Source organism: Burkholderia sp. SRS-25, from assembly GCF_004343765.1.
GTDB classification, from domain to species: domain Bacteria; phylum Pseudomonadota; class Gammaproteobacteria; order Burkholderiales; family Burkholderiaceae; genus Burkholderia; species Burkholderia contaminans.
On the sequence record NZ_PTXM01000041.1, the window covers coordinates 1 to 26,479 of the forward strand.

Genomic DNA, 26,479 nt, shown 5'->3' on the forward strand with positions numbered 1-26,479 from the left:
CGTCGAACGGATGGACGAACGTGAGACCGCGCTCTTCCTGCACCTTGACCGCGTGTGCATACGCGTCGCTGTACGACTCGCCGGCCTGGATCACCTCGACGCTCGGGCCGCCGTGCGCACGCACCGCGTCCACCTTCACCTGCGGCGTCGTGACCGGCACGACGATCACGGCCTTGACGCCCATCCGCGCCGCCGAGAACGCGACACCCTGCGCATGGTTGCCGGCCGACGCCGTGATGACGCCGCGCGCGAGCGCTTCCGCCGGAATGTGCGCCATCTTGTTGTACGCGCCGCGCAGCTTGAACGAGAACACCGGCTGGTTGTCCTCGCGCTTCAGGTAGACCGTGTTGCGCAACCGGACCGACAGGTTGCGGGCGGGTTGGAGTTCGGTCTCGCGCGCGACGTCGTAGACACGGGCAGTGAGAATTTTCTTGACGTAGTCGACTGGAGGTCGGGCTTGCGCGGCAAGCGCGGTGCAAGCGTCAGGCGAGCTTCGGTACAGAGACACGGTCACTTCCTTTCGAGGGCGGGTTTGAAATGCCCTGGGCGGAAATGAAAAAACCCGCCTCAGGGGCGGGTTATCGTCATTGAGCCGGATGCGCGCTAACCCACCATTCGAAGAATGGTGCGAATAATCAGCGCAATGGTGAAGGCTCGGCAACTCATGTCTTGAAGCATCAACCATAGCGGCGGCAGTTGTCAACTGCATTGAGCGAATGGCGGCCATCGTGGCAGCTCGGTCGCAGGCACTTCGCATCGAATGCCCCGGTAATCCTCGACCAGCAACGAGCCAGGCCGCGCCGCGGTATGCGCTACTTCGCCGCGAGCGCACTCTGAACATTTTTGTCGACCCATGCGTTGTCGGCCACGTTCAGCTTCTGCGGAATCAGCTTCGCCGCATAAAACGCATCTGCAACCCCTTGCTGGGCTGCGACGATCTTTTCGTCGAGCGGCACCGCGCCGAACGGGACACGCTTGATCCACGTCTCGACGAGCGGTTGCGGCAGGCCGACCTTGGGTGCGATCAGCGCGGCCGTGTCGGCCGGATGCGAGTTGACCCACTGGCCGGTCTCGCGCGCCTGCTTCAGGATCGCGCCGACCACGTCGGGGTGCTGCTGCGCGAAGTCCCGCGTCGCTTCGTAGAAGTTGTTGGTTGCAGTGAGGTCCGTGTAGTCGGACAGCGTACGCACCTTCAGCGCGTTTTGCGCGGCTGCATAGTAAGGATCCCAGACGACCCACGCATCGACGTTACCGCTCTCGAATGCGGCGCGCGCGTCGGCTGGCGGAAGATACACGGGGCGGATTTCGTCGTAGCGCACACCGGCCCGCTTCAACGCTTCGAGCAGCAGGTAGTTCGCGCTCGAACCCTTCTGCAGTGTGACCTTCTTGCCGCGCAGGCCGGCGACGGAGCGGATCGGCGAATCGGCCTTCACGACCACGGCTTCGTTGTGCGGCGCCGGCGGTTCCGCGCCGACATAGACGAAGTGCACGCCGGCCGCCTGTGCGAATACGGGCGGCGGCGCGCCCGTATAGCCGAAGTCGATGCTGTTCGCGTTCAGCGCTTCGAGCAGTTGCGGGCCGGCCGGGAACTCGAACCATTGCACGCCATAGCCGAGCGGCTTGAGCCGCGCTTCGAGCGAACCTTGCGCCTTGATGACCGACAGCAGGCCGGCCTTCTGGTAGCCGATGCGCACGACCTTGTCGGCGCCGCCTTGCGCGAAGGCTGACGCCGCGGACAGCGCGACGAGCGTGGTGACGGCCGCGGTGCGGGCGATCCAGCGGGTGAAACGAATCATCGAACGGACTCCATGCAAAACGTCTTCGGGCGAGCGGCGGTGGTGCCGCTTGGTTGGAAGAATCGTCGCATGGGCGATTGCGCCCGCAAACGAAGCATTGCCGATATCAATATGACGGCGGCGCGCCTATGCTTCGTCGCTGCCGTTTTCCGGTGAAGGTGTGCCGGATTGCCGCGCGGCCTCGTCGCTGAGCTTCTTGTCGAGGATCGTCGCGACGCGGCCGCCGAGATAGGCGCTTGCCGCGGTTTCCAGTGCGCGGTTCGTCTCGCCTTCGACGAACACGGCCGCGAGCGGGCGCAGGCGCCAGATCGCGTCGACCAGCTCGGGTACGTCGGTGGCGGGCGGCAGCGTGCCCGCATCGTAGCGGTCGAGCCGCTTCACGACGAGATCGACGAGCAGCCGCGCGATCGCGTCGAAATGCGGCCGCGCGAGGCTGATCACGTCGAGCAGCTCGCGCGGCGGGATGCCTTCCTTCGTCATCGCGGCAGCCGCTTCGAGCAGCGCGGGGCTCTTGGCAACGAACGACAGGCCGCGTCGTTCGAGCAGGCCGAGTTCGGTCACGCGTGACAGCTGCGTGGTGGCCTGCGGGCCGAACATCTGCGCGAGCGCGGCGAGCGAATAGGTCTTCGGCAGTTCGTGCGACCAGCGGCCGCCGATTGCGTTTTCGAGGCCGAGGATCGAACGCAGGTCGTGGCCTTCGTCGATCGCCTTGATCAGGTCCTGGATGTTCGACAGCGTATAGCCGCGCGCGAGCAGGTGGTTGATCAGCTTCAGGCGTGCGACGTGCGTGTCGTCGTAGATGCCGACGCGGCCGCGCTTTTCCGGCGGTGCGAGCAAACCGCGATCCTGGTACGCGCGGACATTGCGCACGGTCGTGTCGGACACGCGCGCGAGTTCGTCGACCGTGTACTCGTTGCGGGAATCCGGCGCTGCCTCGTCGGGTGTGGAATGAGTCTGTTTTGACATGCGGCCATTCTAGCGCGACGCGGGAGGCTCAGGCGAGACGGGGAGCGTGTTCGCGCCGTCGCCGAGCGGCCGTTGCAGCAGCGCCGTATCGATCCAGCGGCCGTGCTTGAAACCGGCCGCCTTCAGCGTGCCGGCCGGCTCGAAGCCGAACGCGCGATGCAGCGACGTCGAGCCTCCGATGCCGCCGTCGGCGATCACCGCGATCATCTGCCGCCACGGGCCGGCCTCGCAGCGTTCGATCAGCGCGGCGAGCAGCGCGCGGCCGATTCCGCGCCCGCGCTGCGCATCGTCGATGTAGATCGAATCCTCGATCGTGAAGCGGTACGCGCGGCGCGTGCGGTACGGCGTCGCGTACGCGTAGCCGGCTACGCGGCCGTCGCATTCGGCGACGAGATACGGCAGCCCGTCGCGTAGCACCGCGGCACGGCGCGCGCGGAGTTCGGTGACGTCGGGCGGCGTTTCCTCGAACGATGCGACGCTGTGGTGCACGTGGTGCGCATAGATCGCGTGGATCGCATCGAGGTCGGCGTCGGTTGCGTCGCGAACGACGCAGGCGGGGGTGGTGGGCATGGCGGCAGGTCCGGTGAATTCAGAACGCAAGACGCTACTATGCCAGCCGCCGCAGCGCGCGGCAAAGCAGGGTGCGGAGGCGGCCGCCTATAGCCGGCCGTCCGCCGCGTGAACGGCTTCGGCGATCGCGTCGGCAACGCGCTGCACGCGCGGCGACCGGCGCACGTCCGGGTGGACGACGAGCCAGATCTCGCGCTCGATGTCGCAACGCGGCGCGGCCGTCAGCTCGACGAGTGACGCACCGGCGTGCGCAGCCGGATCGTCGACGAGAAACCGCGGCAGCAGCGCGACGCCGGCGCCGGCCGCGCATGCGCGATGCTGCGCAGCAAGGTCATTGGTGACGAACGCGAAACGGCGGCCGGCCGCGAAGCGGGCGAGCCACTGATGCTGCGGCGTTTGCGCGAGCGCGTCGTCGTAGCCGACGAACGGCCAGGTGTCGGGCGGCGCGTCCGCCCATTCCGGCGACGCGCACAGCGCGAAGCGCATCGTGCCGAGCCGGCGCGCGGCGAGCCCCGGCTCGGTCGGCCGCGACAGCCGCACGGCTAGGTCGGCTTCGCGCGCATACAGGTTCGCCGCGTGCATCTCGCCCAGCAGGTCGATGCGCAGCGCAGGCCACGCGCGCTGCGCGTGGGCGAGCCGCGGCGCGAGGAAGTGGCTGGCAAACACCGGTGACGCCGATACGCGCACCACGCCGTCGAGCGCTGCTGCGCCCTGGGCGGCGCGCGCGAACGCGTGCGCGTCGGTTTCGATGCGTGCCGCGTGCTCGGCAAGGTGCAGCCCTTCATCGGTCGGCGGCCAGCCGCGCGGCAGCCGGTCGAACAGCCGGATGCCGAGCGCTGACTCCAGCGCGTCGATGCGCCGCGCGACCGTCGAATGCTGAACCTGCAGCGCCCGCGCGGCGGCCGACAGGCTGCCGCCGCGCATCACCGCGAGGAAATAGCGGATGTCGTCCCAGCTCATTGGCAGCGCGGACGCAACGGGATCCGGATCGGTCGAATTTTGCACAGTAGATGGGCGCTTGGCGTGAATTCCGTTCGATTATGCACGATGGGATGATCGTGTCACTTCAATTCGATTGTGAGAGGACGCCATGACCCAGACTGCCACCGCCATCCGGATCGGGATCGACCGTTACGGCGACGCCGGGGTGCTGCGCCGCGTCGACGCGCCTGTCGCGCCGCCCGGTGCCGGCGAAGTGCGGATTCGCCAGACCGCGATCGGCGTGAATTTCGTCGACATCTATTTCAGGACGGGCGCGCACGCGTTGCCTGCGCTGCCGGATGCGCTCGGTGTCGAGGCGGCCGGCGTGATCGACGCGGTCGGGCCGGGCGTGACGGATCTCGTCCCCGGCCAGCGCGTCGCGTATGCGGGCATGCCGACCGGCAGCTATGCGAGCCTGCGCACGATGCCGGCCGAGCGTGTGTTGCCGGTCCCCGACGGCCTGAGCGACGACGCGGCGGCCGCCGGGCTGCTGAAGGGAATCACCGTCTACATGCTGCTGCATCGTGTCCGGCAGGTCGTCGCCGGCGACACCGTGCTCGTGCATGCGGCGGCCGGCGGCGTCGGGCTGCTGGCGACGCAATGGGCGCGGGCGCTCGGCGCGCGGGTGTTCGGCACGGTCGGGTCGGCCGCGAAAGCCGCGCTCGCGCGCAAGCATGGCGCCGAGGCGGTCGTCGATTACCGCGAGGAGGATTTCGTCGCGGCGGCACGCGCGTTCGGCGGCGGCGCGGGAGTCGATTTTGCGATCGACGGGATCGGCGGCGATGTGCTGACGCGCACGCTCGGCGCGGTCCGTCCGTTCGGGATGGTCGCGAGCATCGGGCAGGTGGCCGCGATCGGTGCGCGGCAGACGTTCGATCTCGACGAACTGGGGCCGGCGCGCTCGATCGCGCTGGCGCGGCCGAGCGTGCTCGGCTTCATCGCGCGTGACGTCGACGGCTATCGGGAGGCTGCGCGCGCGACGCTCGAGCGGCTGGCGGGCGGAATGCATGTGGAGATCGGCGCGCGGCTGCCGCTCGAACAGGCGGCCGATGCGCACCGGTTGCTGGAGTCGCGCGCGACGACGGGAGGGGTCGTGCTGGTGCCTTGACCGCGGGCGGATCGGGATCGCGATGCGGCTCGATGCTCGCATTGCGATCCGCTCCACGGGAGGCTCAGTTGTGCTTGCGCAGCGGCGCATCGTCGACGAACCACGCGAGCACGAACGCGATCGCGATGACCGTCGCCGCGGCCAGGTACACGACATGCAGCGAGCCGGCGAACGCGTGCAGGTACGCGTCGCGCACGGCATCCGGCAACTGGTGAACGGCGGCCGGGCCGAGCGCCGGCGGCAGCTCCGTGCCGGCCGGCAGCGCAGCCATCACCCGCGACTGCAGCCCGTGCGAGAACAGCGCGCCGAACGCCGCGACACCGAGCGAACCGCCGATCGAGCGGAACAGCGTCGCGCCCGACGTCGCGACGCCCATGTGCCGGAATTCGACCGTGTTCTGCACGGCGAGCGTCAGCACGGGCATCACCATGCCGAGGCCGATCCCGAGCAGCGCCATGTACGCGTACATCGTGTGCAGCGGCGTATCGAGCGTCAGCGTCGACAGCAGCGCCATCGCGATGCCGCCGGTCAGCGTGCCCAGGATCGGGAACATCCGGTACGAGCCGAGCCGCGAGATCAGCCGGCCGCTGACGATCGACGTCACGAGCATCCCGCCCATCATCGGCAGCAGCTGCATCCCGGCCTGCGACGGCGTCGAGCCCTTCACGACCTGCAGGTAGAGCGGGATGAACGTGACCGAGCCGAACAGTGCGATACCGACGACGAAGCCGATCAGGCTGACCAGCACGAAGGTGCGATGGCGAAACAGTTCGAGCGGCATGATCGGTTCGGCCGCGAGCCGCTCTTCGTAAATGAAGCCGCCGATCGCGACGACGCCGAGCACGAGCGTCATCCACAGTTGCGGCGACGTCCACGGCAGCAGCGAGCCGCCTTCGCTCGTGAACAGGATCACGCAGGTGAGGGCGGTGGCGAGGAACGCGGCGCCCATGTAGTCGATGCGGTGCTTCACGTGCGCGGTGTGCGGCCGGAACGCGACGCCGATCACCGCGAGCGCGAGAAAGCCGAGCGGCAGGTTGATCGTGAAGATCCAGCGCCACGACAGGTGCTCGACCAGGAAGCCGCCGAGCAGCGGGCCGATGATCGTCGCGAGGCCGTACACGCCGCCGAACATCCCCTGGTAGCGCGCACGGCGATCGGGCGGCACCAGATCGCCGATCGCGGCCATCGTGACGACCATCAGGCCGCCGCCGCCCAGCCCCTGCAGCGCGCGCAGCACGATCAGCTGCGTCATGTCCTGCGCGACGCCGCACAGCGCGGAGCCCGCCAGGAACAGCACGATCGCGGCTTGCAGCACGATCTTGCGGCCGTACAGGTCGCCGAGCTTGCCGTAGAGCGGCAGCACGACGGTGGAGGAGAGCAGGTACGCGGTGACCACCCATGACAACTGGTCGAGACCGCCGAGCTCGCCGACGATCGTCGGTAGCGCGGTCGACACGATCGTCTGGTCGAGTGCGGACAGCAGCATGACGAGCAGCAGCGCGCCGACGATCAGCCCGGTCGGCGCGTCGCGGCGGGCCGTTTCGGCGGCTGGCGAAGTGAGGAGGGTGTCGGTTGTCATCGAGATATCTGCCATGGCAGGGAATTGTGTCGAACTATAGCCACAGATAGTTGACTGGTCAATTTCTGCCCAGCCTCGATGTGTTGCAACCGTAACAGGAGATTGCAGGCCTGGAAAATTGACCGGGATCAGGGGAAAGCGGGGACCGGCTCAAGTTTTTTGCAGGCAAACCGTAATACAGAGTGCTGCGGACCGATTGCCGCGGCACTTTTCACCGCTCACGTCCCGTCATGAACCTGAACGCCCTGTTTTCCCGTTTCTCGATCCGTACGCGGATCTTCTCCACGCTCGGCCTCGTCGCCGTGCTGCTCGTCGTGTCGGGGCTGATTGGCCTCGCCGGCATGCAGAGCTCGAACCGCGCGCTCGACGAGGCTTATACGCAGCAACTGGCTGCAAAGACCGCGCTGTCGGCGGCCAGCCTGAACCTGACGATCGTGCGCACGACGCTCGACCGCGCGATGCTGCATCCGGAAGCGCCGGAAGTGCCCGATCTCGTCAAGAAGGCCGAGAGCTATCTCGCGAAGGCCGACACCGCCTGGCGCGGCTACGCGTCGATGCCGCACGACGGCGACGAAGGCCCGCTCGCGAGCCGCCTCGACGCCGCGCGCCAGGCGCTGATCGGGCAGGCGCTGAAGCCGATGATCGACGCGGTGCGCGACGGCCGTCGCGACGAGGCCGACCGGCTGCTGATGTCGGTTGCGCCGCCGCTGTCGGTCGCGCTCACGCAGGCGACCGATGCGCTCGATGCGTACCAGGTCGCACGCGGCAAGGACGTGTACGACACCGCGCAAACTTATTACGGCTGGATGCGCGCGGGTGCGATCGCCGGTATCGCATTCGGCCTGGCCGCGTGCCTCGGCTGCGCGATCGGCCTGCACTATGCGATCACGCAGCCGGTGAACCGCCTGCTGTCGCACTTCCGCCGCCTGTCGGACGGCGACCTGACGTCGGAAGTGCGCTGGTCGTCGCGGGACGAGATGGCCGAGCTGGTCAAGGGCGTGACCGGCATGCAGCGCAGCCTCGCGGATACGGTCCGCCAGGTCAGCCAGGGCTCCGAAGCGATCTCGACGGCGACGCACCAGATCGCGGCAGGCAACACCGACCTGTCGCAGCGCACCGAGGAACAGGCGTCCGCGCTGCAGCAGACGGCCGCGAGCATGGAGCAACTCACCGCGACCGTGAAGCAGAACGCTGACAATGCGATGGAAGCGCAGGCCTGCGCGGATACCGCGAGCGAGATCGCCACGCGCGGCGCGACGGTGGTTGGCGAAGTGATCGGTACGATGAACGAGATCGACCAGAGCTCGCAGAAGGTCGCCGACATCATCGGCACGATCGAGGGAATCGCGTTCCAGACCAACATCCTCGCGCTGAACGCGGCGGTCGAAGCCGCGCGCGCGGGCGAGCAGGGCCGCGGCTTCGCGGTGGTCGCGGGCGAGGTGCGCACGCTCGCGCAACGCTCGGCGTCGGCGGCGAAGGAAATCCGCACGCTGATCGGCGAATCGGTGGAACGCGTCGCGACCGGCTCGCGGCTCGTCGGCACGGCTGGCGCGACGATGCAGGACATCCAGCAGGCGATCGGCCGCGTGACGGGCATCATGACGGAGATCGCGGCTGCGTCGAACGAGCAGCGCGACGGGATCGAGCAGGTGAACCGCGCGGTGTCGCAGATGGACCAGGTGTCGCAGCAGAACGCGGCGCTCGTCGAGCAGGCCGCGGCGGCGGCTGCATCGCTGGAAGAGCAGGCCGACGGGTTGCGCCGCGCGGTCGGCGCGTTCCGCGTCGCCTGATCGATCGCGGGCGGCGACGGGCGGGCGCTTGCCCGCCTGCCGGCCGCTTGCCCGCCTGCCGGCCGCCCGTTACGTCAGACGGCCGCGAGTTGCGCGGCCGCGCGCGACGACGCGACGATCAGCAGCTTCATCGTCGCCCGCGTCGCGCCGACGAACAGCTTGCGCGCGGCACGCGCGTCGAGCGTGTCGAAGTCGACCTCGGTAAGGATCACGCACGGTGCCGACTGGCCCTTGAAGCGGTAGATCGAATCGAGCAGCACGTCGCCTTCGCGATACTCCGGATTGCCGAACAGGTCGTACTTGCCGGTAAAGCTCTTGAGCCGGTGCGGGCCGAGCTGATCGAGCGGCGCGAGCACCGAGCCTTCGCGGCCGCGATACGACAGCACCGCGATGTCCTGCTTGCGGAAGCCGAGCGACAGCGCGTGCGTGATCGCCCGCTTGGTCGCGTCGATGCAGGCGTCGGCCAGTGCGTCTCCCGACGCGCCTTCTTCCCCGTACGACGAGACAGACGGATCCGACCCGTCGAACGGGCTGCCCGAGCGCAGCTCGGCCGCCAGCGGCTCGACCCGGCCGACGATGTCGCGCACGAATTCGAGCAGGTCGCGCGGGCTGCGGTAGTTCGTGAGTGCCTTCAGCGTGACCCAGCCCGGCAGCGCGACGGGCTCGCGCACGTACAGGTTCTGCAGCGGATCTTCCAGCCACCACCATGCGCCGTCCGGCGCCAGCAAGCGCTCCAGGGCGGCCGCCCATGGTGCATGGAAATCCTGCCCTTCGTCGACGACCAGCACGTCGAAGCGCCAGTGCCCCGGAATCGGCGTTGCCGCGAAGCGCGCCTCGAGCCGCTCGAATTCGCCGGGCACCTGGAAGTCGGGTGTATAGCCGCCGTCGCGCGCGACCCAGTCGCACAGCTGGTGGTAGTTCGCGATCTTCGCGCCGGGCGGCGCGATGCGCGCGATGTAGTCGGCGAGCGGCCGGTTGAAACACACGTAGAGCACGCGCTTGCCGGCCGCGACCGCATCGCGCATCGCCTGCACGGCGAGCTGCGTCTTGCCCGAGCCGGCCGTGCCGGTGACGCGCAGCCGGAACGGCGTGAATTCGAGTTGGCGCGCCCACGCGGCGAGCCCGCCCGACAGCCGAGTGACGAGCGTGCCGGCCTGACCGACGAGCGCGCTCGTGTCGGGCGTGAGCGCGAGCTCGTCCGCGAGGTAGTGGTGAAGTTTCGGCGCGTTCGGGAAATGCTCGTCGTCCTCGGGCAGGATCTGCAGGATCACCTGCGCGAGCTGCGCCTTGCGCGACGCATCGACGATGCGGTCGGCCGCGACGCCGGCGATCGATGCGTCGCGGATCGAGTAGTCGGGGCAGTACAGCAGCGCCTCGACGCCGTAGACGCCCGCGCCGAGCGCGGCCGTCAGGCGCCGATGCAGGGTTTCCTGCGTGCGCGCGAGCTGGATCGGGACATTGCGTTCCTTCTGCAGATAGACCTTCACGAGCCCCTTTGGCGTTTCGCGCAGGAAGCCGGCCTTTTGCTCGATCAGCAGCACGCGGCCGGCCGGGCTCACGACGACGAACGCGGCCTCGCCGAATACCGAGAACGCCTGGTCGGCGCGGGTCCAGTGCACGCCGTGATACACGGTGTAGCTGTCGGGCAGCGCGTGTTCGAGCGCGGCGAGCGTTTCGCGCTCGCGTTCGGCCGCGCCGGTCGCGGCGAGGCTTTTCCAGTCGTCGGGGATGAGGCGGGCCATGGCGTCGGGCGGCGGATGCCGGCGTGGGCGTGAACGGGTGCGGCTATTGTACTGAGCTATGCACCTGTTCACGACCGCCGTGCCGCGCGGACGCCGGCCGACCGGAGGAGGAGCGGCCCGGGGGCTTATCCGCGGGCGAGCCGTTTCGCGAGATCGGCGCTGAGGATTGCCATGCGCGCGGGCTTTTCGTAGCAGACGACGTCGAACGCGCGGATCACTTCGCTGATGTCGGCTTCGCTCGCGCGGCCGGTGAGCAGGTCGCCGGTCAGCACGAAGATCGGCGCGCCCGGGTTGTCGGACGTGCGCACGGCCTTGATCGCAGTGGCGGCCGTGCTGTCGTCGAACAGCCATTCGGTCAGGACCGCGTCGAACGCCTGGCCCTGCAGCGCGTCGACGAACGGCGCGAGGCCGTCGAATGCGGCGGTTGCGAAACCCTGGCGTTCGAGATAGCGGCACAGCTCGGTCGCGCTGACGCGATCGGGGTCGATCACCGCGACGACGAGCTTGTCGCTTTCCGCGCGGCGCGGATAGATCTCGATCTTGTGCACGTCGTAAGCGTTCTGGTACAGCACGCCGGTGTGGCGCAGCACGCGCCAGCGGCCGTTTTGTTCGTACGCGACGAATTCGGGGCGCGCGCCGGCTTCGAGCGGCGCGCCGATCCATGCGGTGCACGGAATCTCGGCGACGCCCGCGTAAAGGACGGCTTCCTGAGAATAGGCGCCGACCATGCCGGGGTCGAGCGTTTGCGCGCCGAACAGCTGCGCGGCGGGTTCGCCGTACGCTTCGGCGACTTTCTTGATCTGCGCGAGCGTCCAGGGGCTGCTGCCGCGCAGCTTGCGGTGGCCTTGCGAGAAACTCAGGTCGAGGATGCGGCACAGCTCGGTGGTCTGCTGGCGCTTGCCGATGCCGTTGCGGGTCATCAGCTCGCGCACGCGCTCGGCAACCGCGAGGGAATCCGTGGTGATTGCTTCAGTGGTCATGCTACGGGAACGGATCGTGACGTTCAGAACGACGCCTTGCGGCAGTCTCGACGGACAGTCTTCATGACGTCCAGGGGCGAGCCGACCGGCCACGCGCAGAAAAGATAACTTTACCGCAAAATGGTCGTTATTCAGCGTGGTGAAAGGTGCGTTTGTGTGAAAGGTGTGTCACGACGTTACCGCCGCCGCCCACATTCGAATGCATTGACGCCTGACAGGAAACAATGACGACAACCTATCCGCTGCATGATGCCCTGACCCTCGCCGACACGCCATTCCCGCTTGAAGCCGACGTCGTGATCGCCGGCGCCGGCATCATGGGCTGCGCAGCCGCGTATTACCTGGGCCTGCGCGGCCTGAAGGCCGTCGTGCTCGACAAGTCGCGCATCGCCGGACAGCAGTCGACCCGTGCGTGGGGCTTCGTGCGGCAGCAGGGGCGCGAAGCGGCCGAGGTGCCGCTGATGATGGCCGGCATGAAGATCTGGGAGGAGTTAGAGGAAACCCTCGGTTTCGATCTCGAATGGCGGCAGGGCGGCTGTCTTTATATTGCGGACAACGAAACGGACTGGGCGTCGTTCAACGCGTGGCTCGCCGTCGCGCGCGAGCACGGGCTCGACACGCGTACGCTGACGCGCGCGCAGATCGACGAGCGCGTCAGCGGCCTTTCGCCGGACGCACGCACGCTCGGCGGGCTGTACACCGCGACCGACGGGCAGGCCGAGCCGCGTCGCGTGGCCGCCGCGTTCGCCGCGCGCGCCGCGGAGGCGGGTGCGCGTTTCTTCGAAGGCTGCGGCGTGACCGCGATCGAGACGGCCGGCGGCGCGGTGGTCGGCGTCGTGACCGAGCGCGGCACGATCCGCGCGCGGCGCGTGATCTGCGCGGCCGGCGCGACCAGCTTCCGGCTGCTCGATGGCGTCGGCATCCGGCTCCCTCAACAGGCCGTGCGCGGCACCTGCATGCGCACCAACGTGGTGCCGCCGGTGTCTGCGTCGACGGTGTGGGGGCACGGGCTCGGCATCCGGCAGCGCAAGAACGGTGCGATCAATCTTGCCGACGACATGCAGGTCGACGTCGACCTGACGCTCGGCCACTTGCGCGGGTTGAGCGTGTTCTGGCCGGAGTTCTGGTCGCAGCGCGACAAATTCCGGCTGCATCTGAACGGGGCCGCATGGCGCGATGCGCTTGCCCGCATCAACGGGGCGACCGGGCCGATCGAGCCGCGCGATCCGCAGCCGCAGCCGAATCGCGCGCATGCGCCGCGCGCGCTCGCGAAGCTCAAGGCGATCTTTCCCGCGCTGAAGGACGCGCAGATCGTCGAGGCCTGGGCCGGCCTGATCGACGTGCTGCCCGACGGCATACCGGTGATCGATGCGCCGGGCGCGCCGTCCGGGCTGGCGATTGCGACGGGGTTCTGCGGCCATGGTTTCGCGATGGGGCCGATCGTCGGGCGGCTGCTTGCCGAATGGATCGACACGGGCGCACCGTCGCTCGACCTGTCGGCGTTTCGCGCGCAGCGCTTCGTCGACGGCACGATGGTGCGGCCGCGCAGCATGCTGTAGCGAACGAGCCGGCGCGATGACGTCGGCCGGCCGCGGCCGACCCATCGTAGAATCGAGCCCGCATCCTTCAGGAGATTCCCCCGTTGGCTTCGCCCTCCGCCCAGCGCCGCTCGTTGCGCTCACGCCTGCGTCGCGCCCGCAATCCGTGGCAGGCGCCGCGTGCGCGCACGCTGTTCACGCGTCCCGCGACGTCGCCGCGGCGCACGCTGCTGTTCCGTATCGGCGCGGTCGTGCTGCTGTGCACGCTCGCGTTTCTCGTGCTGTATCTCGATCGCGACGGGTTGCGCGATTCGACCAAGAGCACGCCGATGACCGTCGCCGATCTGGTGTACTTCACGATGGTCACGGTCGCGACGGTCGGCTATGGCGACATCGTGCCCGTCACCGCGCGGGCGCGCCTGATCGATGCGTTCTTCATCGTGCCGATCCGCATCGTCATCTGGTTCATTTTCCTGGGCACGGCGTATCAGTTCGTGATCCAGCGCGTCATCGAGGAATTCCGCATGAAACGCCTGCAGAAACAATTGTCCGATCACATCGTCGTCTGCGGCTATGGCCTGTCCGGCTCGATCGCGGTGCGCGAACTGCTCGAGAGCGGCGTCGATCCGGCGACGCTCATCGTGATCGATTCGCAGCAGCAGGCGATCGAGGCCGCGACGTCGCTCGGCGTGGCGGGATTGCTCGGCGATCCCGCGCACGAGGATCTGCTGCAGCAGGCACAGGTGCGTGAAGCGAAGGCCGTGATCATTTCGGTGACCGACGATCCGACCGCGATCCTGCTCACGTTGTCGGTGCGCAGCATCGCGCCCGATACGAAGATCGTCGTGCGGATCCAGGAGAACCTGTACCAGCGGCAATTGCGGCAGGCGGGCGCCGACGTGATCGTGTCGTCGACGAAGATCGGCGCGCTGCTGCTCGCGGATGCCGTGCATAGCCGCTATATCGTGCCGTTCGTGAACGACATGCTGTCGACGCGCGGCCGCGCGACGCTGCTGGAGCGCGAGGCGTTGCCGCACGAGATCGGCTGCATGACGAACGTCGTGCCGGGCGCGATCGTCGTCGGGCTCGATCGGTGCGGGAAGATTCTTTCGTTCTACGAGGATCCGCCGTGCAGGATCGAGGCGGGGGACACGCTGGTCGTGATCCAGTCGGCGCGGATTCCGGATCCGGACATTTGAGCGGGGAGTCGATAGAAGAATCAATGATTCGACGGGCGGCGCACGGGGCCGAATCGGGCCATGTCGATCCCTGCCAGATCGGCATTCGTCTCGCGCGCGAAGCGGCCAGGCAAACCAGTCATCCATGACTGCACATCCGGGCAGATAAAAAAAAAAAGCGCACGGCCGCGAGGCGCGCGCGCAAAGTCGGAGATCGGTTGCCGGTCGCGCGTCAGTTGCCGTTCGATGCGACCGTATTGGCCGCGCCCGCGCAATCCTTCTGATACTCCTGCATCAGGCGCGCCTGGGCCGAATCGATATCGTCCGGATAGCTGCTCTCGTCGCCCGACGACGGGTTGTAGCCGACGGATTCCAGCTCGTTCAGCTCGTTGATCAGTTGCCGATGGGAGACCGGGCCTTTCGTATGGACGAACGGATAGTCGTGGCATTGCGCCGGCGTGAGCTTCGGTGCGGCGTGCGCGGAAACGCTCAGCACGAGCAGGGCGGCACAGGCGAGGTAACGGGCGGGATGATTCATCTTCGACTCCAGGGAAGCGTTGGGAATGAGCCGTACGGTGGGAGGCCAACGTCGACTGCACGACGAAGGTTAGGCGCCGCGGGCTAGCGAAACGGCAGCGCGAAAATGAAACAAGTTTTATGCGGTAAGGCACGTGTGGAGGCGCCTGTGTTCGCCCGCATCGGACGTTAAACAAACATTCATGTGCGTGCTGTCGAACGGTTAGCGGCGCGGGCGTATCGTCGAGCCGGTGATCAATCGGCGCTGCGCACGGCGCGGCCTGACATGGAGGGGATCCAATGAAAACAACGACGGTCAGGGTGACCATGCTCGTTGCACTGGCGTGCTCACCGGTGCTGGCGTTCGCGAAGGTGCAGGGAGCAGGGCTCGCGATTGCCGACGTGACGCTCGCGCATGCGAAAGCCGAGCGCCTGAATCGTGCGGAAGATGCCGCGCATCGCGTCGCATCGCAACGGGTCGGCAAGCCGGCTGCCCCACCGCAACGCGGCTGATTTCCGGCATCGTGCACGATTGCCGAGGGTGGTGCGGCATCGTGTCGCAATATTCCGGATGCCCGCCCGGGACGGCTACGGCGAGGCCGCGATGTCGCCGTATATGAAATTTTCTTCATGAAGTCGACGCGCACGATTTACGCGCGCGCGTGTAGTCTCCATCCGAGCGCGTTCGGCCGTCGGGTGTCGAAGCGCATGCATCCCTTCGATGAAGACGAGAATCGTATATGGCATCATCAGTTTCCCCGGGTAACGCGCCGGCCCTGCCCAACAAGCCGGCCGCGAACGGTGCGGCCATGGCGCACGTCCTCACGATCGAAGACGACGAAATCACCGCGAATGAAATCGTAAGAGAGCTGACAGGCCGCGGCTTTACGGTCGAATGGGTCGCCAACGGACGCGACGGCATGGCCCGCGCGCTCGGCAGCGAATTCGACGTGATCACGCTCGACCGGATGCTGCCAGTCGTCGATGGCCTCACGATCCTGACCACGATGCGCAGCGTCGGCGTGCGCACGCCGGTGCTGATGCTGAGCGCGCTCGGCGATGTCGACGAACGCGTTCGCGGCCTGCGCGCGGGCGGCGACGACTATCTGACCAAGCCGTTCGATCCCGAGGAAATGGCCGCGCGCCTCGAGGTCCTGCTGCGCCGCAGCCAGGCGGCGCCCGCGCCGTTCGACACGACGCTGACCGTCGGGCCGCTGAGGCTCGACCTGATCTCGCGCAAGGTGTTTCGCGACGGCGAGGAGATCGCGCTGTTGCCGACCGAATACCGCGTGCTCGAATACATGATGCGCAATGCCGGGCAGACCATCACGCGTACGATGCTGTTCGAGGCCGTCTGGGGCTATCACTTCGATCCCGGTACCAACCTGATCGAAGTGCACATGGGCCGGCTGCGCAAGAAGATCGATCCGCCCGATGCGAAGCAGATGATCCAGACGGTACGCGGTGCCGGTTACATTCTTGGTTGAGCCTGCTGCCTTGACGTCCTCCACGCATCACGTCCAGCCGGCGCCGAAGCGGCGCTGGTACTCCAGTACGTTCCGGCTCGTGTCCGTCTATGCCGTGACGTTTTCCATCTCGGTCATGTTGCTGCTCGGTTTCATTGCATCGGTGATCACGCACGACATGGAGCGTGAAACCGATGTGGTGATCGACTGGCAGATGCTTTACTTCGACTCGATCCAGGACGGCCAGCTTCCTGCCGCCATTCACCAGCGGATCGAGCGCGAGCGGATGCACACCAACTACTACGGGCTGTTCACCGCCGACGGCAAGCATATCGCTGGCGACGTGCTGGCGCTGCCCGACGGCATCCGCCTGAATCGCAACGGCGTGACGCTCGATCACACGATGACGATCGCCGGCGATCAGGTTCCGCCGGTCGTCCGCACGATGGCGGAGCGGCGCGCCAACGGCGACATCCTGGTGCTCGGGCGTGACCTCACGCACATCCTGCGGATCCGCGCGGCGATCATACAGGCGCTGGTCGGCGGCGGGCTGTTCTGCCTCGGCGCGGGCGTCGTCGGCGGGCTGATCCTCAGCGTCCGGCAGATGCGGCGCCTGAAGGAAGTGCGGCGTATCACGCAGCGCATCGCGCAGGGCGACCTCGGGCAGCGGCTGCCGATCGGCGGGCACGACGAGATCGACCTGCTGTCTCATCTCGTCAACCACATGCTCGAGGAAGTCGAGCGCCTGATGAACGAGGTGAAGGGCGTCTGCGACGGTATCGCGCACGACCTGCGCACGCCGCTCGCGCACGTGCACACCCTGCTCGCGCACGCGGCGGAACGGGCGGACCGTCTCGACGATGCGGCGCTGGCGAGCGTCGTCGCGCGGGCGCGCAACGAGACCGACGTGCTGCTCAGCCGCTTTCGCGCGATGCTGCGGATTGCCGAAATCGGTTCGCTGCAGCGGCGCGGCGGGTTCGCGGAAGTGGTGCTGGAGGATCTCGTCACGGACGTCGGGCAACTGTTCGAGCCGCTCGCGGACAGTCGATCGATTCAGTTCGTGGTGCGCGTCGAGTCCGTCGCACGGATCCACGGCGATCGTGCGCTCCTGTTCGAGGCGCTCACCAATCTGCTCGACAACGCGCTCAAGTACACGACGTCGGGCGACACCGTGCGCGTGGAGCTTCACGACACGCCGTCCGGTCCGCGCATCGACGTGGTAGACAACGGCCCCGGCATCGCGGCCAACGAGCGCGAGGCGGTGCTGCAGCACCGCTACCGTAGCCGCCGGACCGGGCATCTCGCCGGCGCCGGGCTCGGGCTGAGCATTGTGTCGGCGGTCATCAACGTGCACGACTTCACGCTGCGCATCGGCAATGCCGAGCCCGGCACGCGCGTGACGATCGAATGCTGGCCGAGGTCGCTGGCATGACGGCCGTCCGGATCAGGCTGCACGGGCCCGCGTATTTCCGCTGCGAGGCCCGTTGACGATGCGCGTCCTGCTCGTGACTTCGCCGCATCCTGAAGCGTCGTGGCTGCACAAGGCGCTACAGGAGAGCGGACACAGCCTGCAGCGCGCCGACGATCTGCGCGACGGCCTGTTCCTCGCGTCGCAGGAGGCGTTCGACGCGATCGTCGCGATGGCCTTCGAACCCGGCAGCGACGCCGCGCTGATCGCGATGCTGCCGCGTTTTGCTGCGGAAGGCCGCGGTGCGGCGCTGGTGGTGCTGATCGGCCCGGCGTCGGCGCGCGAGCGCATCCGCATGCTGCGTGCGGGCGCCGACGCATGCTTCGGTGCGCCATATTCGTTCATCGAGCTGCACGAGCGCCTGCAGGCGTTGCAGCGGCTGGCCGGCGCGCGCGACACGGAAGGCCCGGTCGCGGCGGTGTCTGCCCTCGAGACGCTCGCGCGCGAACTCAAGGACGGCAAGCTGCGCCTGGCTGTGACACGCCGCGAATGCCTGCTGCTCGAATGCCTGATGCGCCATCCGAATGCGCCGGTGCCGCGCGAGCAGCTGATCCGCTACGTGTGGCAGGACAAGGAGGACGTCGATCCGTCGAGCGTCAATCTCGTGGTGTCGCGGCTGCGCCGCAAGCTCGAGCGGCATCTGCCCGGCGTGCGGATCGATACGGTGAGCCGTTACGGCTACCAGGTGACGCTGACGGACGCATGAGCGTGCGGGTACGGCTCGCGCCGCGCCGCGGATACGAAGGGCGCGCTGCCGCCGGCAGCGCGCCCTTCGTCCGTTTACGAACCGAAGAACGGTACGCAGAAATCGGGCGGGCCGACGCAATCGCCGGGGCCGTCGGGCTGCGCGGCGGCGCAGCCGGACAGCACGACGCCGACGGCGATCGCGACGAGCGCGACGCGGGTCGAGCGGATGAGCAAGGGGCGAAGCTTCATGAATGGCGGGCGAGTCGGTGAAGGGGAGGTGTTGCCGCGGGCGGCGCGGGCGGCGTGAGCCGGGCGCCGCGCCCGGCCGCACGCCGGCCCGCATCAATGCGAGTAGAGCGTGGAGTCCAGGTACTTGATTTGCCCGTCCTGTTCGGCACGCACGAGCTCGGCGTAGACTTCCGCGCGCGTTTTCTCGTGAATCGCCTGGCCGTACGGCGGCACCCATTCGCCGGCAGCCTGTGTGCCGGGCACGCCGTCCTTGGTGGCGGCCGGGGACATCTGCGTCGGCTGGCCGCTGACCTGCGCAAACGCGGGAACGGACAGCGTGCCGATGGCGGCGAGCATGGCGGCGGCGACGATGTTAGCGGTTTTCATATTCGGAGTCCTCATGATGATTGACTGGGGTGATCCCCTGCGCGGCGTGTGAATGCCGCGCATCGGGTTGAGGACAAGCATAGAGGAGCGGGGCTAGCGGATCGGCATGCGCAACGTGAAAAGAAATTCATGCGCTGACGTGGCTGTCGGGCGGACATGAAACCGGCGCGTCGTGAACATGAAGAAGGTTTCATTTTTCAGGCCGTTTCGATAACGGCGCTGTCATGCCCGCTGCCTAAATTGTGCGCCATCGCATCGCGGACGGACCGGCCATCCCACACTGGCCGGCGATGCGAGAAGACCGATCCACTCTAGCGAAACCATCATGAAGAAATATCTGGCAATCCCGGCGGCGATCGCGTGCTTGCTTGCGGGCACGGCCCATGCGCAGAGCAGCGTCACGCTGTACGGCACGATCGACGCGGGCCTGGACTACATCAGCAACCAGAAATCGTCGGCCGGTGCCGGCCCGGCCTACGGCGTCCAGAGCGGCAACGTCAGCACGTCGCGCTGGGGGCTGCGCGGCAACGAGGATCTCGGCGGCGGCCTGGCTGCCGTGTTCACCCTCGAGAACGGCTTCAACGTCGCGAACGGCAAGTTCGGCAACGGCGGCGACGAGTTCGGCCGCCAAGCATGGGTCGGCCTGTCGAGCCGCCAATGGGGCACGGTGACGCTCGGCCGCCAGTACGATTTCCTGGTCGACTTCGTCGCGCCGCTGTCGGCAACGGGCTCGGGATTCGGCGGCAACATCGCCGACCATCCGTACGACAACGACAACCTCGCCAACGACACGCGGATGAACAACGCGGTGAAGTTCCGCAGCGCGGACTACGGCGGCTTCTCGTTCGGCGGCGCGTACGGCTTCAGCAACCAGGGCGGCGGGGCCGGCAACAACAACGCGTACAGCGTCGGCGCGCAGTACGTGAACGGCCCGGTCGATTTCGCCGTCGCGTACCTGCAGTCGAACCAGCCGGGCGGCGTGAACGCGCCGCAGAACACCGGCGGTTCGCTGAGCAGCTCGGATGGCGACGCGATGCTGGTCGGCGGCCGCTGGCGCACGTTCGGCGCCGGTGCGCACTACGCGTTCGACCATGCGACGGTCGGCTTCGTCTACACGAGAACGATCCTGAACGATCCGCGCGAACTGTCGCAAGGCGGCGCGTACGGCACCGTGAACGGCCAGTTGCTGACGTTCAGCAACTACGAACTGAATGCGCGCTATTTCCTGACGCCGGCGTTCTCGCTGGGCGGTTCCTATACGTTCACGCAGGGCCGCTTCGACGATGCGGGTCGCAGCATCGCACCGAAGTGGAACCAGTTCATGCTGCAGGCCGACTACGCGCTGTCGCGCCGCACCGACCTCTATCTCGAAGGCGTGTACCAGCGCGTGACGGGAGCGGACGGCGTCGCGGTGCTCGGCAACGCGGGGATCTTCAACCTCGCCGCGTCGGGCAACGATCGCCAGGCCGTGGTCGCGGCCGGCATCCGTCACAAGTTCTGAGCGGCGGAAGCCACGTAAAAAGACGGCACCCGTCATCGCGACGGGTGCCTTGAAATGCGACACGCCTGCTGCGTGTCGCGAGGGATTCAGGTCGTGGAACGGGCCGGCGTCGCGGCCGGTGCTTGCGCGCCGGATGCGGCTTCCTCCGTCGACCACCCGCCGCCCAGCGCGGCGATCAACCCCACCGCCGCCAACTGCCGGCGCGTGTCCAGTTCCAGCATCGCGACCTTCGTGTTGAGCTCGGTGGTCTGCGCGGTCACCACGTCCAGATAGCTGACGACGCCGTCCCGATAGCGCGACATCGACAGCTGCAGCGTGCGCTCGGCCGCATCGAGCGCCTCCTGTTCGCGAGCGGCTTCGTCGCCGAGGTGATGCATGAGCGCGAGGTTGTCTTCCACCTGCTGGCACGCAGCGAGCACGACCGCGCGATATTGCGCGCCGTTCTCGGCCAGTTTCGCGTGTGCCTGGTCGGTGAGCGCCTGGCGGCGGCCGCCGTCGAACAGCGTCAGCGCGAGGCTGGGCCCGATCGACCAGATCTCGTTCGGCGCGCTGAGCCAGTGGCCGAGGCCCGAGCTCTGGTATCCGCCGATCAGCCCGAGCGTGATGTCGGGGAAGAACGCCGCGCGCACCACGCCGATCTTCGCGTTGGCGGCCGCCATGCGGCGCTCGGCGGCCGCGACGTCGGGGCGCCGCTGCAGCAGCGTGGAGGGAAGGCCGGCCGGGATCGTCGGCAGATACGCGGCGTCCAGGGCCGGCGTCAGCGCGAACGACGACGCCGGCACGCCCGTGAGTGTTGCGATCGAGTGCTCGTAGAGCGCGCGGCGCGCCCGCACGTCCTCGGCCGACGCGCGGGCCGAATCGAGCTGCGTCTGCGCGCGCGAGACGTCGAGATCGGAGGCGATGCCGCCTGCATGCCGGCTCATCGTCAGTTGCAGCGCGCGCTGGTAGGTGTCGATCGTGTCGGCCAGCAACTGTTGCTGCTGGTCGAGCCCGCGCAGGTTGAAGTACGCGTTCGCGAGGCTGGCCTGCAGGCTTAGCCGCACCGACGCGAGATCGTCGGCGCTGGCCTGCGCGTCGGCGCGCCCGGCTGCGACTTCGTTGCGGACTTTCCCCCACAGGTCGAGGTCGTAGTCGAAGCCGGCGTCGAGCGTGTTGGCGCCATAGACGTTCGGCTGGTTCGAGCCGCGCAGCGGCCGCATGGCCGATTGCCGGTTGCTCGAGACCTGCGCGCCGAGGCCGATGGTCGGGAACAGCCCCGAGCGCGCCTCGTCGAACAGCGCGGCCGCTTCGTCGTGGCGGGCCACGGCAGCGGCCACGTCGGGGTTGGCTGCGGCCACCTGCGCTTCGAGCCGGTCGAGCACCGGATCGCGGAAGGCCTGCCACCAGCCGTCGCGTGCGATCCGGTCGGCCGGCTTCGCGGCCTGCCAGCCGCCCGCTTCCTTGAAGCTGGCAGGCAGCGCGGTCTGCGGCGCGCGATAGGTGGGCGCGAACGAGCATGCGGAGAGGAACGCGACGCCGGCGAGCAGCGCGCAGAGCCGAAGCCGGTTAGCCATTCGCACGCTCCGTGTCGTGCGCGGCCGATGCGACGGTGCGGGCCGGCGCCGCCAGCCTGACCGGGTCGCCCGCGGCCAGCGAGTCGGGTGGGTTGTCGATCACGCGATCGTCCGGTGCGAGGCCGGTCGCGATCTGCACGTGCGTACCGAGGTCGGTCGCGACCGTCACGGGCTTGAGCACCGCGCGATTGTCCTTGCCGACCACGGCGACCTGCAGGCCGGCCTGCCGGAAGATCAGCGAGCTGGCCGGGATCGTCAGCACGTGGCTGCCGCCGGCCGGCAGTGCGAAATGCACTTCGGTGTATTCGCCCGGAATCAGCTTGCCGTCGCGGTTGTCGACCATCAACTGCACGAGCAGCGTGCCGGTCGAATCGGCGATCGAGTCGTCGGTGTCGGCGAGCGTCGCATGGAAGGTCTCGCCCGGATGTTCGGGTACGGTCAGCGTGGCCGTCATGCCGGGGCGGATCGCGGCCGCCTCGTTCTGCGGCACGCTCACGTACACGCGCATCTGATGCACGTCGGACACCGCGAACAGCTCGGGGCCCGTGCCGCCGCCGGCCGAGATCAGCTGGCCGATGTCGGTCTTGCGCGCGGTCACGACACCGTCGAACGGCGCGACGATGCGCTTGAACGCCTCCAGCGCGTCGAGGCGCCGCACGTTGGCCTCGTTGGCCGCGACGATCGCCTGCTTGGCGGCGAGGTCGCTGGTCTTCTCGTCGGTTTCCTGCTGCGACACCGAATCCTGCGCGAGCATCTTGGTCCAGCGCGCGGCCGTGGAGGCGGCGAGTCTTTCGTTGGCGAGCGAGCTTTGCAGATCGGCACGCGCCTGCTGCAACTGCTGGTCGAGCTCGGGCGTGTCGATCAGCCCGAGCAGTTGCCCCGACTTCACGTGCGCGCCGATATCGGTGTACCACGCATGCAGGTAGCCCGACACCTGCGCATGGATCGGCGCGCTCTCGAACGCGGACAGGTGGCCGGGCAGCACCAGCGTGGCGCCGTCGGCGCCAGTCGACGGCGTGTACGCGACCACGGTCGGCACGGCCTGTTCGGCGGACCAGGTCGTCATCGCCTGTTTCGCATGCGCGCGGCCGATGATGCCGGTGGCCACGATGCCGACCGCGATCAGCGCGGTGACCGTGGCGACGAGCTTGAGGTTGGGCAGCCGTTTCGGCGACTTGATATCGATCTCAGTGGACATGGGAAGCTCCGGACGCGGAAGGGGAGGAAGCGCGGGAAGCGTCGTGCTTCAGCCCGTCGCGCCGATGCACGAGGCTGAACACGACGGGAACGAAGAACAACGTCGCGATCGTCGCGCACGCGAGGCCGCCGATCACGGCGCGGCCGAGCGGCGCGTTCTGCTCGCCGCCGTCACCGAGGCCGAGCGCCATCGGCGCCATGCCGATGATCATCGCGAGCGCGGTCATCAGCACCGGGCGGAACCGCGTGAAGCCGGCTTCGAGCGCGGACGCCAGTGCGTTGCCGGTTTCGGCCAGGCGCTCGCGCGCGAAGCTGACGACGAGGATCGAGTTCGCGGTGGCCACGCCCATGCACAGGATCGCGCCGGTGAGCGCCGGCACCGACAGCGGCGTGTGCGTGGTGAACAGCATCCAGACGATGCCGGCCAGTGCGGCAGGCAGCGCCGAGACGATCACGAACGCGTCGGCCCACGAGTGGAAATTCACGACGATCAGCAGGTAGATCAGCGCGATCGCGCCGACGAGGCCGAGCAGCAGGCCGGCGAACGCGCCGTTCATGGTCTGCACCTGGCCGCGCAGCGTGACGGTCGAGCCTTTGGGCAGATCCTTCGCGGTGGCCTTCACGATGCCGCCGATGTCGGCCGCGACCGCGCCGAGATCGCGCCCCTGGGTGGTCGCGTAGATGTCGAACAGCGGCTCGATGTTGTAGTGCGACACCACCGCGTTGCCGACGCCGCGCGTGATCGTGGCGAGACCGCCTAGCAGCTGCGACTGGCCGCTTGCGCCGGTGACCGGCAGGTTCTGCAGCGCCGACAGCGTGGTCATCTTGTACTGCGGCGTCTGCGCGACGATCGGATAGGACACGCCGTTGCGCGGGTTGAGCCAGTAGGTCGGGGCGACCTGGCTGGTGCCGGCCAGCGTCGCGACCACCGAGTTCGTCACGTCCTGCTCGGTGATGCCGAGCTGGTCGGCGCGCGTGCGGTCCACCGCCACCGTGAACTGGGGGTAAGTGCTGGCCTGCTGGATACGCGGATCGGCGACACCGGCGATCAGGCGCAGCTTGCGGTAGAGCTCGCGCGCATACGCGAGGTTCGCCTGCTGGTTGGGGCCGGCGACCTGCAGGTCGACCGGGGCCGGTGCGCCGAAGTTGAGGATCTGGCTCACGATGTCGGCGGGCAGGAACGAGAACGTGGTGCCCGGATACGCGCGCGGCAGCCGTTCGCGCAGCTGGCGCACGTAGCCGGCGGTCGGTGCGTGGTCCTTCGACAGCGAGATCAGGATGTCGCCGTCCTGCGGCCCGAGCGTGCCGCTGTTGTTGTAGGTCAGGTTGATCCCGCTCTTCGGCAACCCGATGTTGTCGATCACCTCGCCCAGCTGCGCGGGCGGGATCACGCCGCGGATCGTGTTCTCGATGCGGTCGAACTCGGCGGCGGTTTCCTCGACGCGCGTGCCGACCGGCGCGCGCACGTGCAGCGAGATCTCGCCCGAGTCGATGGCCGGAAAGAAGTTGCGGCCGAGCCACGGCGCGAGCAGAAACGACGCGGCCACCACGCACAGGAATGCGACGACGAACGGCTTGCGGCGCGTGAGCGCGAGGCCCAGCAGGATCCGGTACGACGCGCGCACGGCCTCGAAGCGGCGCTCGAACGCGCGCTGGAAACGCACCAGCGGATTGCGCGACGGCGGCGCGTCGTGCGCGCCGGCATGGCCCGCGTGCGAATCCATGATCGCGGCGAGTTCGCCTGACGCATGGCCGGCCGACGCGTGCGGCTTGAGCAGGTATTGCGCGAGCATCGGCACGAAGGTGCGCGACAGCACGAACGACGACATCATCGAGAAGATCACGGCCTTCGCCATTGGGACGAACAGGAAGCGCGAGATGCCGTCGAGCATCAGCATCGGCACGAACACGATGCAGATGCACAACAGCGAGACCAGCGCCGGCATCACGATCTGCTTCGCGCCGTCGACGATCGCGGTGCGCGTGTCCTTGCCCTGTTCGAGGTGCCAGTTCACGTTCTCGATCGTCACCGTCGCATCGTCCACGAGAATCCCGACCGCGAGCGCGAGGCCGCCGAGCGTCATCACGTTGAGCGTCTCGCCGGTGGCCGCGAGCAGCGCGATCGCCGACAGCACGGCCAGCGGGATCGACGCCGCGATGATCAGCGTCGAGCGCCACGAGCCGAGGAACAGCAGGATCATCAGCGAGGTCAGCGCGGCGGCGATGATGCCCTCGCGCGCGACGCCGCTGACGGCGCCGTTCACGAAGGTCGACTGGTCGCCCATCGTGACGAGCTTCAGCCCTGGCGGCAGCGTCTGCTCGATCAGCGGCAGCTTGGCCTTCACGCCCGCGATGATGTCGAGCGTCGACGCCGAGCCGTTCTTCAGGATGCTCATCAGCACCGCGCGGTGGCCATCCACGCGCACGATGTTGCTCTGCGGCGGGAAGCCGTCGCGCACGTGCGCGACGTCGCGGATCGTGATGGTCGTGCCGTCGACAGACTTGATCGGCAGGTCATTCAGCGCGTCGAGCGCGAGCGGGCTGTTGTTGAGCTTGATGTTGTATTCGAAGCGGCCGATCTTCTGCGTGCCGGCCGGGATGATCTGGTTCTGCTGCGCGAGCGCGTGCGCGACGTCCTGCGCCGACAGCCCCTTCGACTGCAGCGCCTGCGGATCGAGGTCGATCTGCACCTCGCGCGCCTTGCCGCCGTACGGCGTGGGAATCGCCACGCCGGGCACCGACAGCAGCTGCGGGCGGATGAAGTTCTCCGCGTAGTCCTCCAGCTTCTGCTCGTCGAGCGTGTTGCTGGTCAGCGCGATCTGCAGCACCGGCACGGTCGACGCGTTGTAGTTGAGGATCTGTGGCGGCGTGGTGCCGGGCGGCATCTGCTTGAGCACGGTCTGCGAGATCGACGTGACCTGCGCGGTGGCCGTGCGGATGTCGACGGTTGGCTGGAAGAAGATCTTCACGATGCCGAAGCTGCGGAACGACTGCGATTCGATGTGCTGGATGTCGTTGACCGTCGTGCCGAGCGTGCGCTCGTAGTACGTGACGATGCGGCCGGACATGTCGTCCGGCTGCAGGCCGGAATAGTTCCAGACGACGCTGATCACCGGAATGCGGATATCCGGGAAGATGTCGATGGGCGTGCGCACTGCCGCGAGCGGACCTGCGATCAGGATCAGCAGCGCCAGCACGACGAACGTATAGGGCCGGGTGAGCGCGAGCCGGACAATTTTCAGCATGGG

The 26,479-nt window shown here is 68.0% G+C and carries 23 protein-coding genes; 9 read left to right on the forward strand and 14 right to left on the reverse strand.

The genetic code is table 11. The features are described from left to right. From C5O79_RS36655 to C5O79_RS36675, 5 genes are all read right to left on the reverse strand, one after another. On the reverse strand, positions 1-502 hold a 502-nt coding region (locus C5O79_RS36655; RefSeq protein ID WP_131932272.1), incomplete at its 3' end, for a pyridoxal-phosphate dependent enzyme. A 310-nt stretch (positions 503-812) separates the two neighbouring features. Continuing rightward, positions 813-1,796, reverse strand: coding sequence for a sulfonate ABC transporter substrate-binding protein (locus tag C5O79_RS36660; protein ID WP_122476205.1), 984 nt, complete (start codon positions 1,794-1,796; stop codon positions 813-815). Between the two features lie 126 nt (positions 1,797-1,922). Next, the gene (locus C5O79_RS36665; RefSeq protein ID WP_046548116.1) at positions 1,923-2,762 is read right to left on the reverse strand and encodes a MerR family transcriptional regulator; all 840 of its coding nucleotides are present in this window, start codon (positions 2,760-2,762) and stop codon (positions 1,923-1,925) included. 9 nt (positions 2,763-2,771) lie between these two features. Then, on the reverse strand, positions 2,772-3,332 hold the full coding sequence (locus C5O79_RS36670) for a GNAT family N-acetyltransferase (RefSeq protein ID WP_046548115.1): 561 nt from the start codon (positions 3,330-3,332) through the stop codon (positions 2,772-2,774). 87 nt (positions 3,333-3,419) lie between these two features. Then, positions 3,420-4,292 (reverse strand): LysR family transcriptional regulator, encoded by an 873-nt coding sequence (locus C5O79_RS36675; protein WP_047851030.1) that lies wholly within the window; start codon positions 4,290-4,292, stop codon positions 3,420-3,422. A gap of 130 nt (positions 4,293-4,422) precedes the next feature. Between C5O79_RS36675 and C5O79_RS36680 the strand changes: the two genes are divergently transcribed. Continuing rightward, positions 4,423-5,421, forward strand: a complete 999-nt coding sequence (locus C5O79_RS36680) for a quinone oxidoreductase (RefSeq protein WP_122476203.1) — start codon at positions 4,423-4,425, stop codon at positions 5,419-5,421. Positions 5,422-5,485: 64 nt separating this feature from the next. Here C5O79_RS36680 and C5O79_RS36685 read toward each other — a convergent pair whose 3' ends face one another. After that, positions 5,486-7,000 (reverse strand): MDR family MFS transporter, encoded by a 1,515-nt coding sequence (locus tag C5O79_RS36685; RefSeq protein ID WP_047849758.1) that lies wholly within the window; start codon positions 6,998-7,000, stop codon positions 5,486-5,488. Positions 7,001-7,230: 230 nt separating this feature from the next. Between C5O79_RS36685 and C5O79_RS36690 the strand changes: the two genes are divergently transcribed. Then, positions 7,231-8,790, forward strand: coding sequence for a methyl-accepting chemotaxis protein (locus tag C5O79_RS36690; protein ID WP_047849759.1), 1,560 nt, complete (start codon positions 7,231-7,233; stop codon positions 8,788-8,790). A 74-nt stretch (positions 8,791-8,864) separates the two neighbouring features. Here C5O79_RS36690 and C5O79_RS36695 read toward each other — a convergent pair whose 3' ends face one another. Together C5O79_RS36695 and C5O79_RS36700 are read right to left on the reverse strand one after the other, a co-directional pair. Beyond that, positions 8,865-10,532 carry an ATP-dependent helicase gene (locus tag C5O79_RS36695; RefSeq protein ID WP_131932265.1) on the reverse strand — a complete coding sequence of 556 codons (1,668 nt, stop codon included), beginning with the start codon at positions 10,530-10,532 and terminating at the stop codon, positions 8,865-8,867. A 125-nt stretch (positions 10,533-10,657) separates the two neighbouring features. Further along, on the reverse strand, positions 10,658-11,512 hold the full coding sequence (locus C5O79_RS36700) for a helix-turn-helix domain-containing protein (RefSeq protein ID WP_006485970.1): 855 nt from the start codon (positions 11,510-11,512) through the stop codon (positions 10,658-10,660). 224 nt (positions 11,513-11,736) lie between these two features. On the opposite strand from C5O79_RS36700, the gene C5O79_RS36705 reads away from it, so the two are divergent. Next, a complete protein-coding gene (locus C5O79_RS36705; RefSeq protein WP_046548110.1) occupies positions 11,737-13,071 on the forward strand; it encodes an FAD-binding oxidoreductase in 1,335 nt (444 codons plus the stop codon). Positions 13,072-13,154: 83 nt separating this feature from the next. After that, a complete protein-coding gene (locus C5O79_RS36710; protein ID WP_046548109.1) occupies positions 13,155-14,249 on the forward strand; it encodes a potassium channel protein in 1,095 nt (364 codons plus the stop codon). Positions 14,250-14,460: 211 nt separating this feature from the next. On the opposite strand, the gene C5O79_RS36715 is transcribed toward C5O79_RS36710, so the two are convergent. Beyond that, positions 14,461-14,766, reverse strand: coding sequence for a DUF4148 domain-containing protein (locus C5O79_RS36715; RefSeq protein ID WP_047849762.1), 306 nt, complete (start codon positions 14,764-14,766; stop codon positions 14,461-14,463). A gap of 278 nt (positions 14,767-15,044) precedes the next feature. Between C5O79_RS36715 and C5O79_RS36720 the strand changes: the two genes are divergently transcribed. From C5O79_RS36720 to C5O79_RS36735, 4 genes are all read left to right on the forward strand, one after another. After that, positions 15,045-15,257, forward strand: coding sequence for a hypothetical protein (locus C5O79_RS36720; RefSeq protein WP_047849763.1), 213 nt, complete (start codon positions 15,045-15,047; stop codon positions 15,255-15,257). 296 nt (positions 15,258-15,553) lie between these two features. Further along, entirely contained in the window at positions 15,554-16,231 is a 678-nt protein-coding gene (locus C5O79_RS36725) for a response regulator transcription factor (RefSeq protein WP_047849764.1), read from the forward strand. Positions 16,232-16,310: 79 nt separating this feature from the next. Next, positions 16,311-17,642 (forward strand): HAMP domain-containing sensor histidine kinase, encoded by a 1,332-nt coding sequence (locus C5O79_RS36730; protein ID WP_122477460.1) that lies wholly within the window; start codon positions 16,311-16,313, stop codon positions 17,640-17,642. Between the two features lie 58 nt (positions 17,643-17,700). Then, positions 17,701-18,384, forward strand: coding sequence for a response regulator transcription factor (locus C5O79_RS36735; RefSeq protein WP_122476199.1), 684 nt, complete (start codon positions 17,701-17,703; stop codon positions 18,382-18,384). A gap of 74 nt (positions 18,385-18,458) precedes the next feature. On the opposite strand, the gene C5O79_RS38335 is transcribed toward C5O79_RS36735, so the two are convergent. Next, a complete protein-coding gene (locus tag C5O79_RS38335; RefSeq protein ID WP_163009029.1) occupies positions 18,459-18,614 on the reverse strand; it encodes a hypothetical protein in 156 nt (51 codons plus the stop codon). Positions 18,615-18,707: 93 nt separating this feature from the next. After that, positions 18,708-18,980, reverse strand: a complete 273-nt coding sequence (locus C5O79_RS36740; protein WP_046548104.1) for a DUF4148 domain-containing protein — start codon at positions 18,978-18,980, stop codon at positions 18,708-18,710. Positions 18,981-19,305: 325 nt separating this feature from the next. Here C5O79_RS36740 and C5O79_RS36745 point away from each other — a divergent pair, with 325 nt between their 5' ends. Next, on the forward strand, positions 19,306-20,481 hold the full coding sequence (locus C5O79_RS36745; RefSeq protein ID WP_046548103.1) for a porin: 1,176 nt from the start codon (positions 19,306-19,308) through the stop codon (positions 20,479-20,481). An 86-nt stretch (positions 20,482-20,567) separates the two neighbouring features. Here C5O79_RS36745 and C5O79_RS36750 read toward each other — a convergent pair whose 3' ends face one another. The 3 genes from C5O79_RS36750 to C5O79_RS36760 are packed head-to-tail and all read right to left on the reverse strand — an operon-like array spanning position 20,568 to position 26,476. Then, complete coding sequence (locus tag C5O79_RS36750) at positions 20,568-22,034, reverse strand: efflux transporter outer membrane subunit (protein WP_131932267.1); 1,467 nt, start codon at positions 22,032-22,034, stop codon at positions 20,568-20,570. Further along, complete coding sequence (locus C5O79_RS36755) at positions 22,027-23,232, reverse strand: efflux RND transporter periplasmic adaptor subunit (protein WP_046548101.1); 1,206 nt, start codon at positions 23,230-23,232, stop codon at positions 22,027-22,029. The genes C5O79_RS36750 and C5O79_RS36755 overlap by 8 nt, the downstream gene beginning before the upstream one ends. Further along, the gene (locus C5O79_RS36760; RefSeq protein WP_046548100.1) at positions 23,222-26,476 is read right to left on the reverse strand and encodes an efflux RND transporter permease subunit; all 3,255 of its coding nucleotides are present in this window, start codon (positions 26,474-26,476) and stop codon (positions 23,222-23,224) included. Before C5O79_RS36760 ends, C5O79_RS36755 begins: the two co-directional genes overlap by 11 nt. Positions 26,477-26,479 lie beyond the last annotated feature (3 nt).

Coding starts and splice junctions, on each gene's coding strand:
- C5O79_RS36660 (WP_122476205.1), bottom strand. CDS start 1,796: ATGATTCGTTTCACCCGCTGGATCGCCCGCACCGCGGCCGTCACCACG.
- C5O79_RS36665 (WP_046548116.1), bottom strand. CDS start 2,762: ATGTCAAAACAGACTCATTCCACACCCGACGAGGCAGCGCCGGATTCC.
- C5O79_RS36670 (WP_046548115.1), bottom strand. CDS start 3,332: ATGCCCACCACCCCCGCCTGCGTCGTTCGCGACGCAACCGACGCCGAC.
- C5O79_RS36675 (WP_047851030.1), bottom strand. CDS start 4,292: ATGAGCTGGGACGACATCCGCTATTTCCTCGCGGTGATGCGCGGCGGC.
- C5O79_RS36680 (WP_122476203.1), top strand. CDS start 4,423: ATGACCCAGACTGCCACCGCCATCCGGATCGGGATCGACCGTTACGGC.
- C5O79_RS36685 (WP_047849758.1), bottom strand. CDS start 7,000: ATGACAACCGACACCCTCCTCACTTCGCCAGCCGCCGAAACGGCCCGC.
- C5O79_RS36690 (WP_047849759.1), top strand. CDS start 7,231: ATGAACCTGAACGCCCTGTTTTCCCGTTTCTCGATCCGTACGCGGATC.
- C5O79_RS36695 (WP_131932265.1), bottom strand. CDS start 10,532: ATGGCCCGCCTCATCCCCGACGACTGGAAAAGCCTCGCCGCGACCGGC.
- C5O79_RS36700 (WP_006485970.1), bottom strand. CDS start 11,512: ATGACCACTGAAGCAATCACCACGGATTCCCTCGCGGTTGCCGAGCGC.
- C5O79_RS36705 (WP_046548110.1), top strand. CDS start 11,737: ATGACGACAACCTATCCGCTGCATGATGCCCTGACCCTCGCCGACACG.
- C5O79_RS36715 (WP_047849762.1), bottom strand. CDS start 14,766: ATGAATCATCCCGCCCGTTACCTCGCCTGTGCCGCCCTGCTCGTGCTG.
- C5O79_RS36720 (WP_047849763.1), top strand. CDS start 15,045: ATGAAAACAACGACGGTCAGGGTGACCATGCTCGTTGCACTGGCGTGC.
- C5O79_RS36725 (WP_047849764.1), top strand. CDS start 15,554: ATGGCGCACGTCCTCACGATCGAAGACGACGAAATCACCGCGAATGAA.
- C5O79_RS36735 (WP_122476199.1), top strand. CDS start 17,701: ATGCGCGTCCTGCTCGTGACTTCGCCGCATCCTGAAGCGTCGTGGCTG.
- C5O79_RS38335 (WP_163009029.1), bottom strand. CDS start 18,614: ATGAAGCTTCGCCCCTTGCTCATCCGCTCGACCCGCGTCGCGCTCGTC.
- C5O79_RS36740 (WP_046548104.1), bottom strand. CDS start 18,980: ATGAAAACCGCTAACATCGTCGCCGCCGCCATGCTCGCCGCCATCGGC.
- C5O79_RS36745 (WP_046548103.1), top strand. CDS start 19,306: ATGAAGAAATATCTGGCAATCCCGGCGGCGATCGCGTGCTTGCTTGCG.
- C5O79_RS36750 (WP_131932267.1), bottom strand. CDS start 22,034: ATGGCTAACCGGCTTCGGCTCTGCGCGCTGCTCGCCGGCGTCGCGTTC.
- C5O79_RS36755 (WP_046548101.1), bottom strand. CDS start 23,232: ATGTCCACTGAGATCGATATCAAGTCGCCGAAACGGCTGCCCAACCTC.
- C5O79_RS36760 (WP_046548100.1), bottom strand. CDS start 26,476: ATGCTGAAAATTGTCCGGCTCGCGCTCACCCGGCCCTATACGTTCGTC.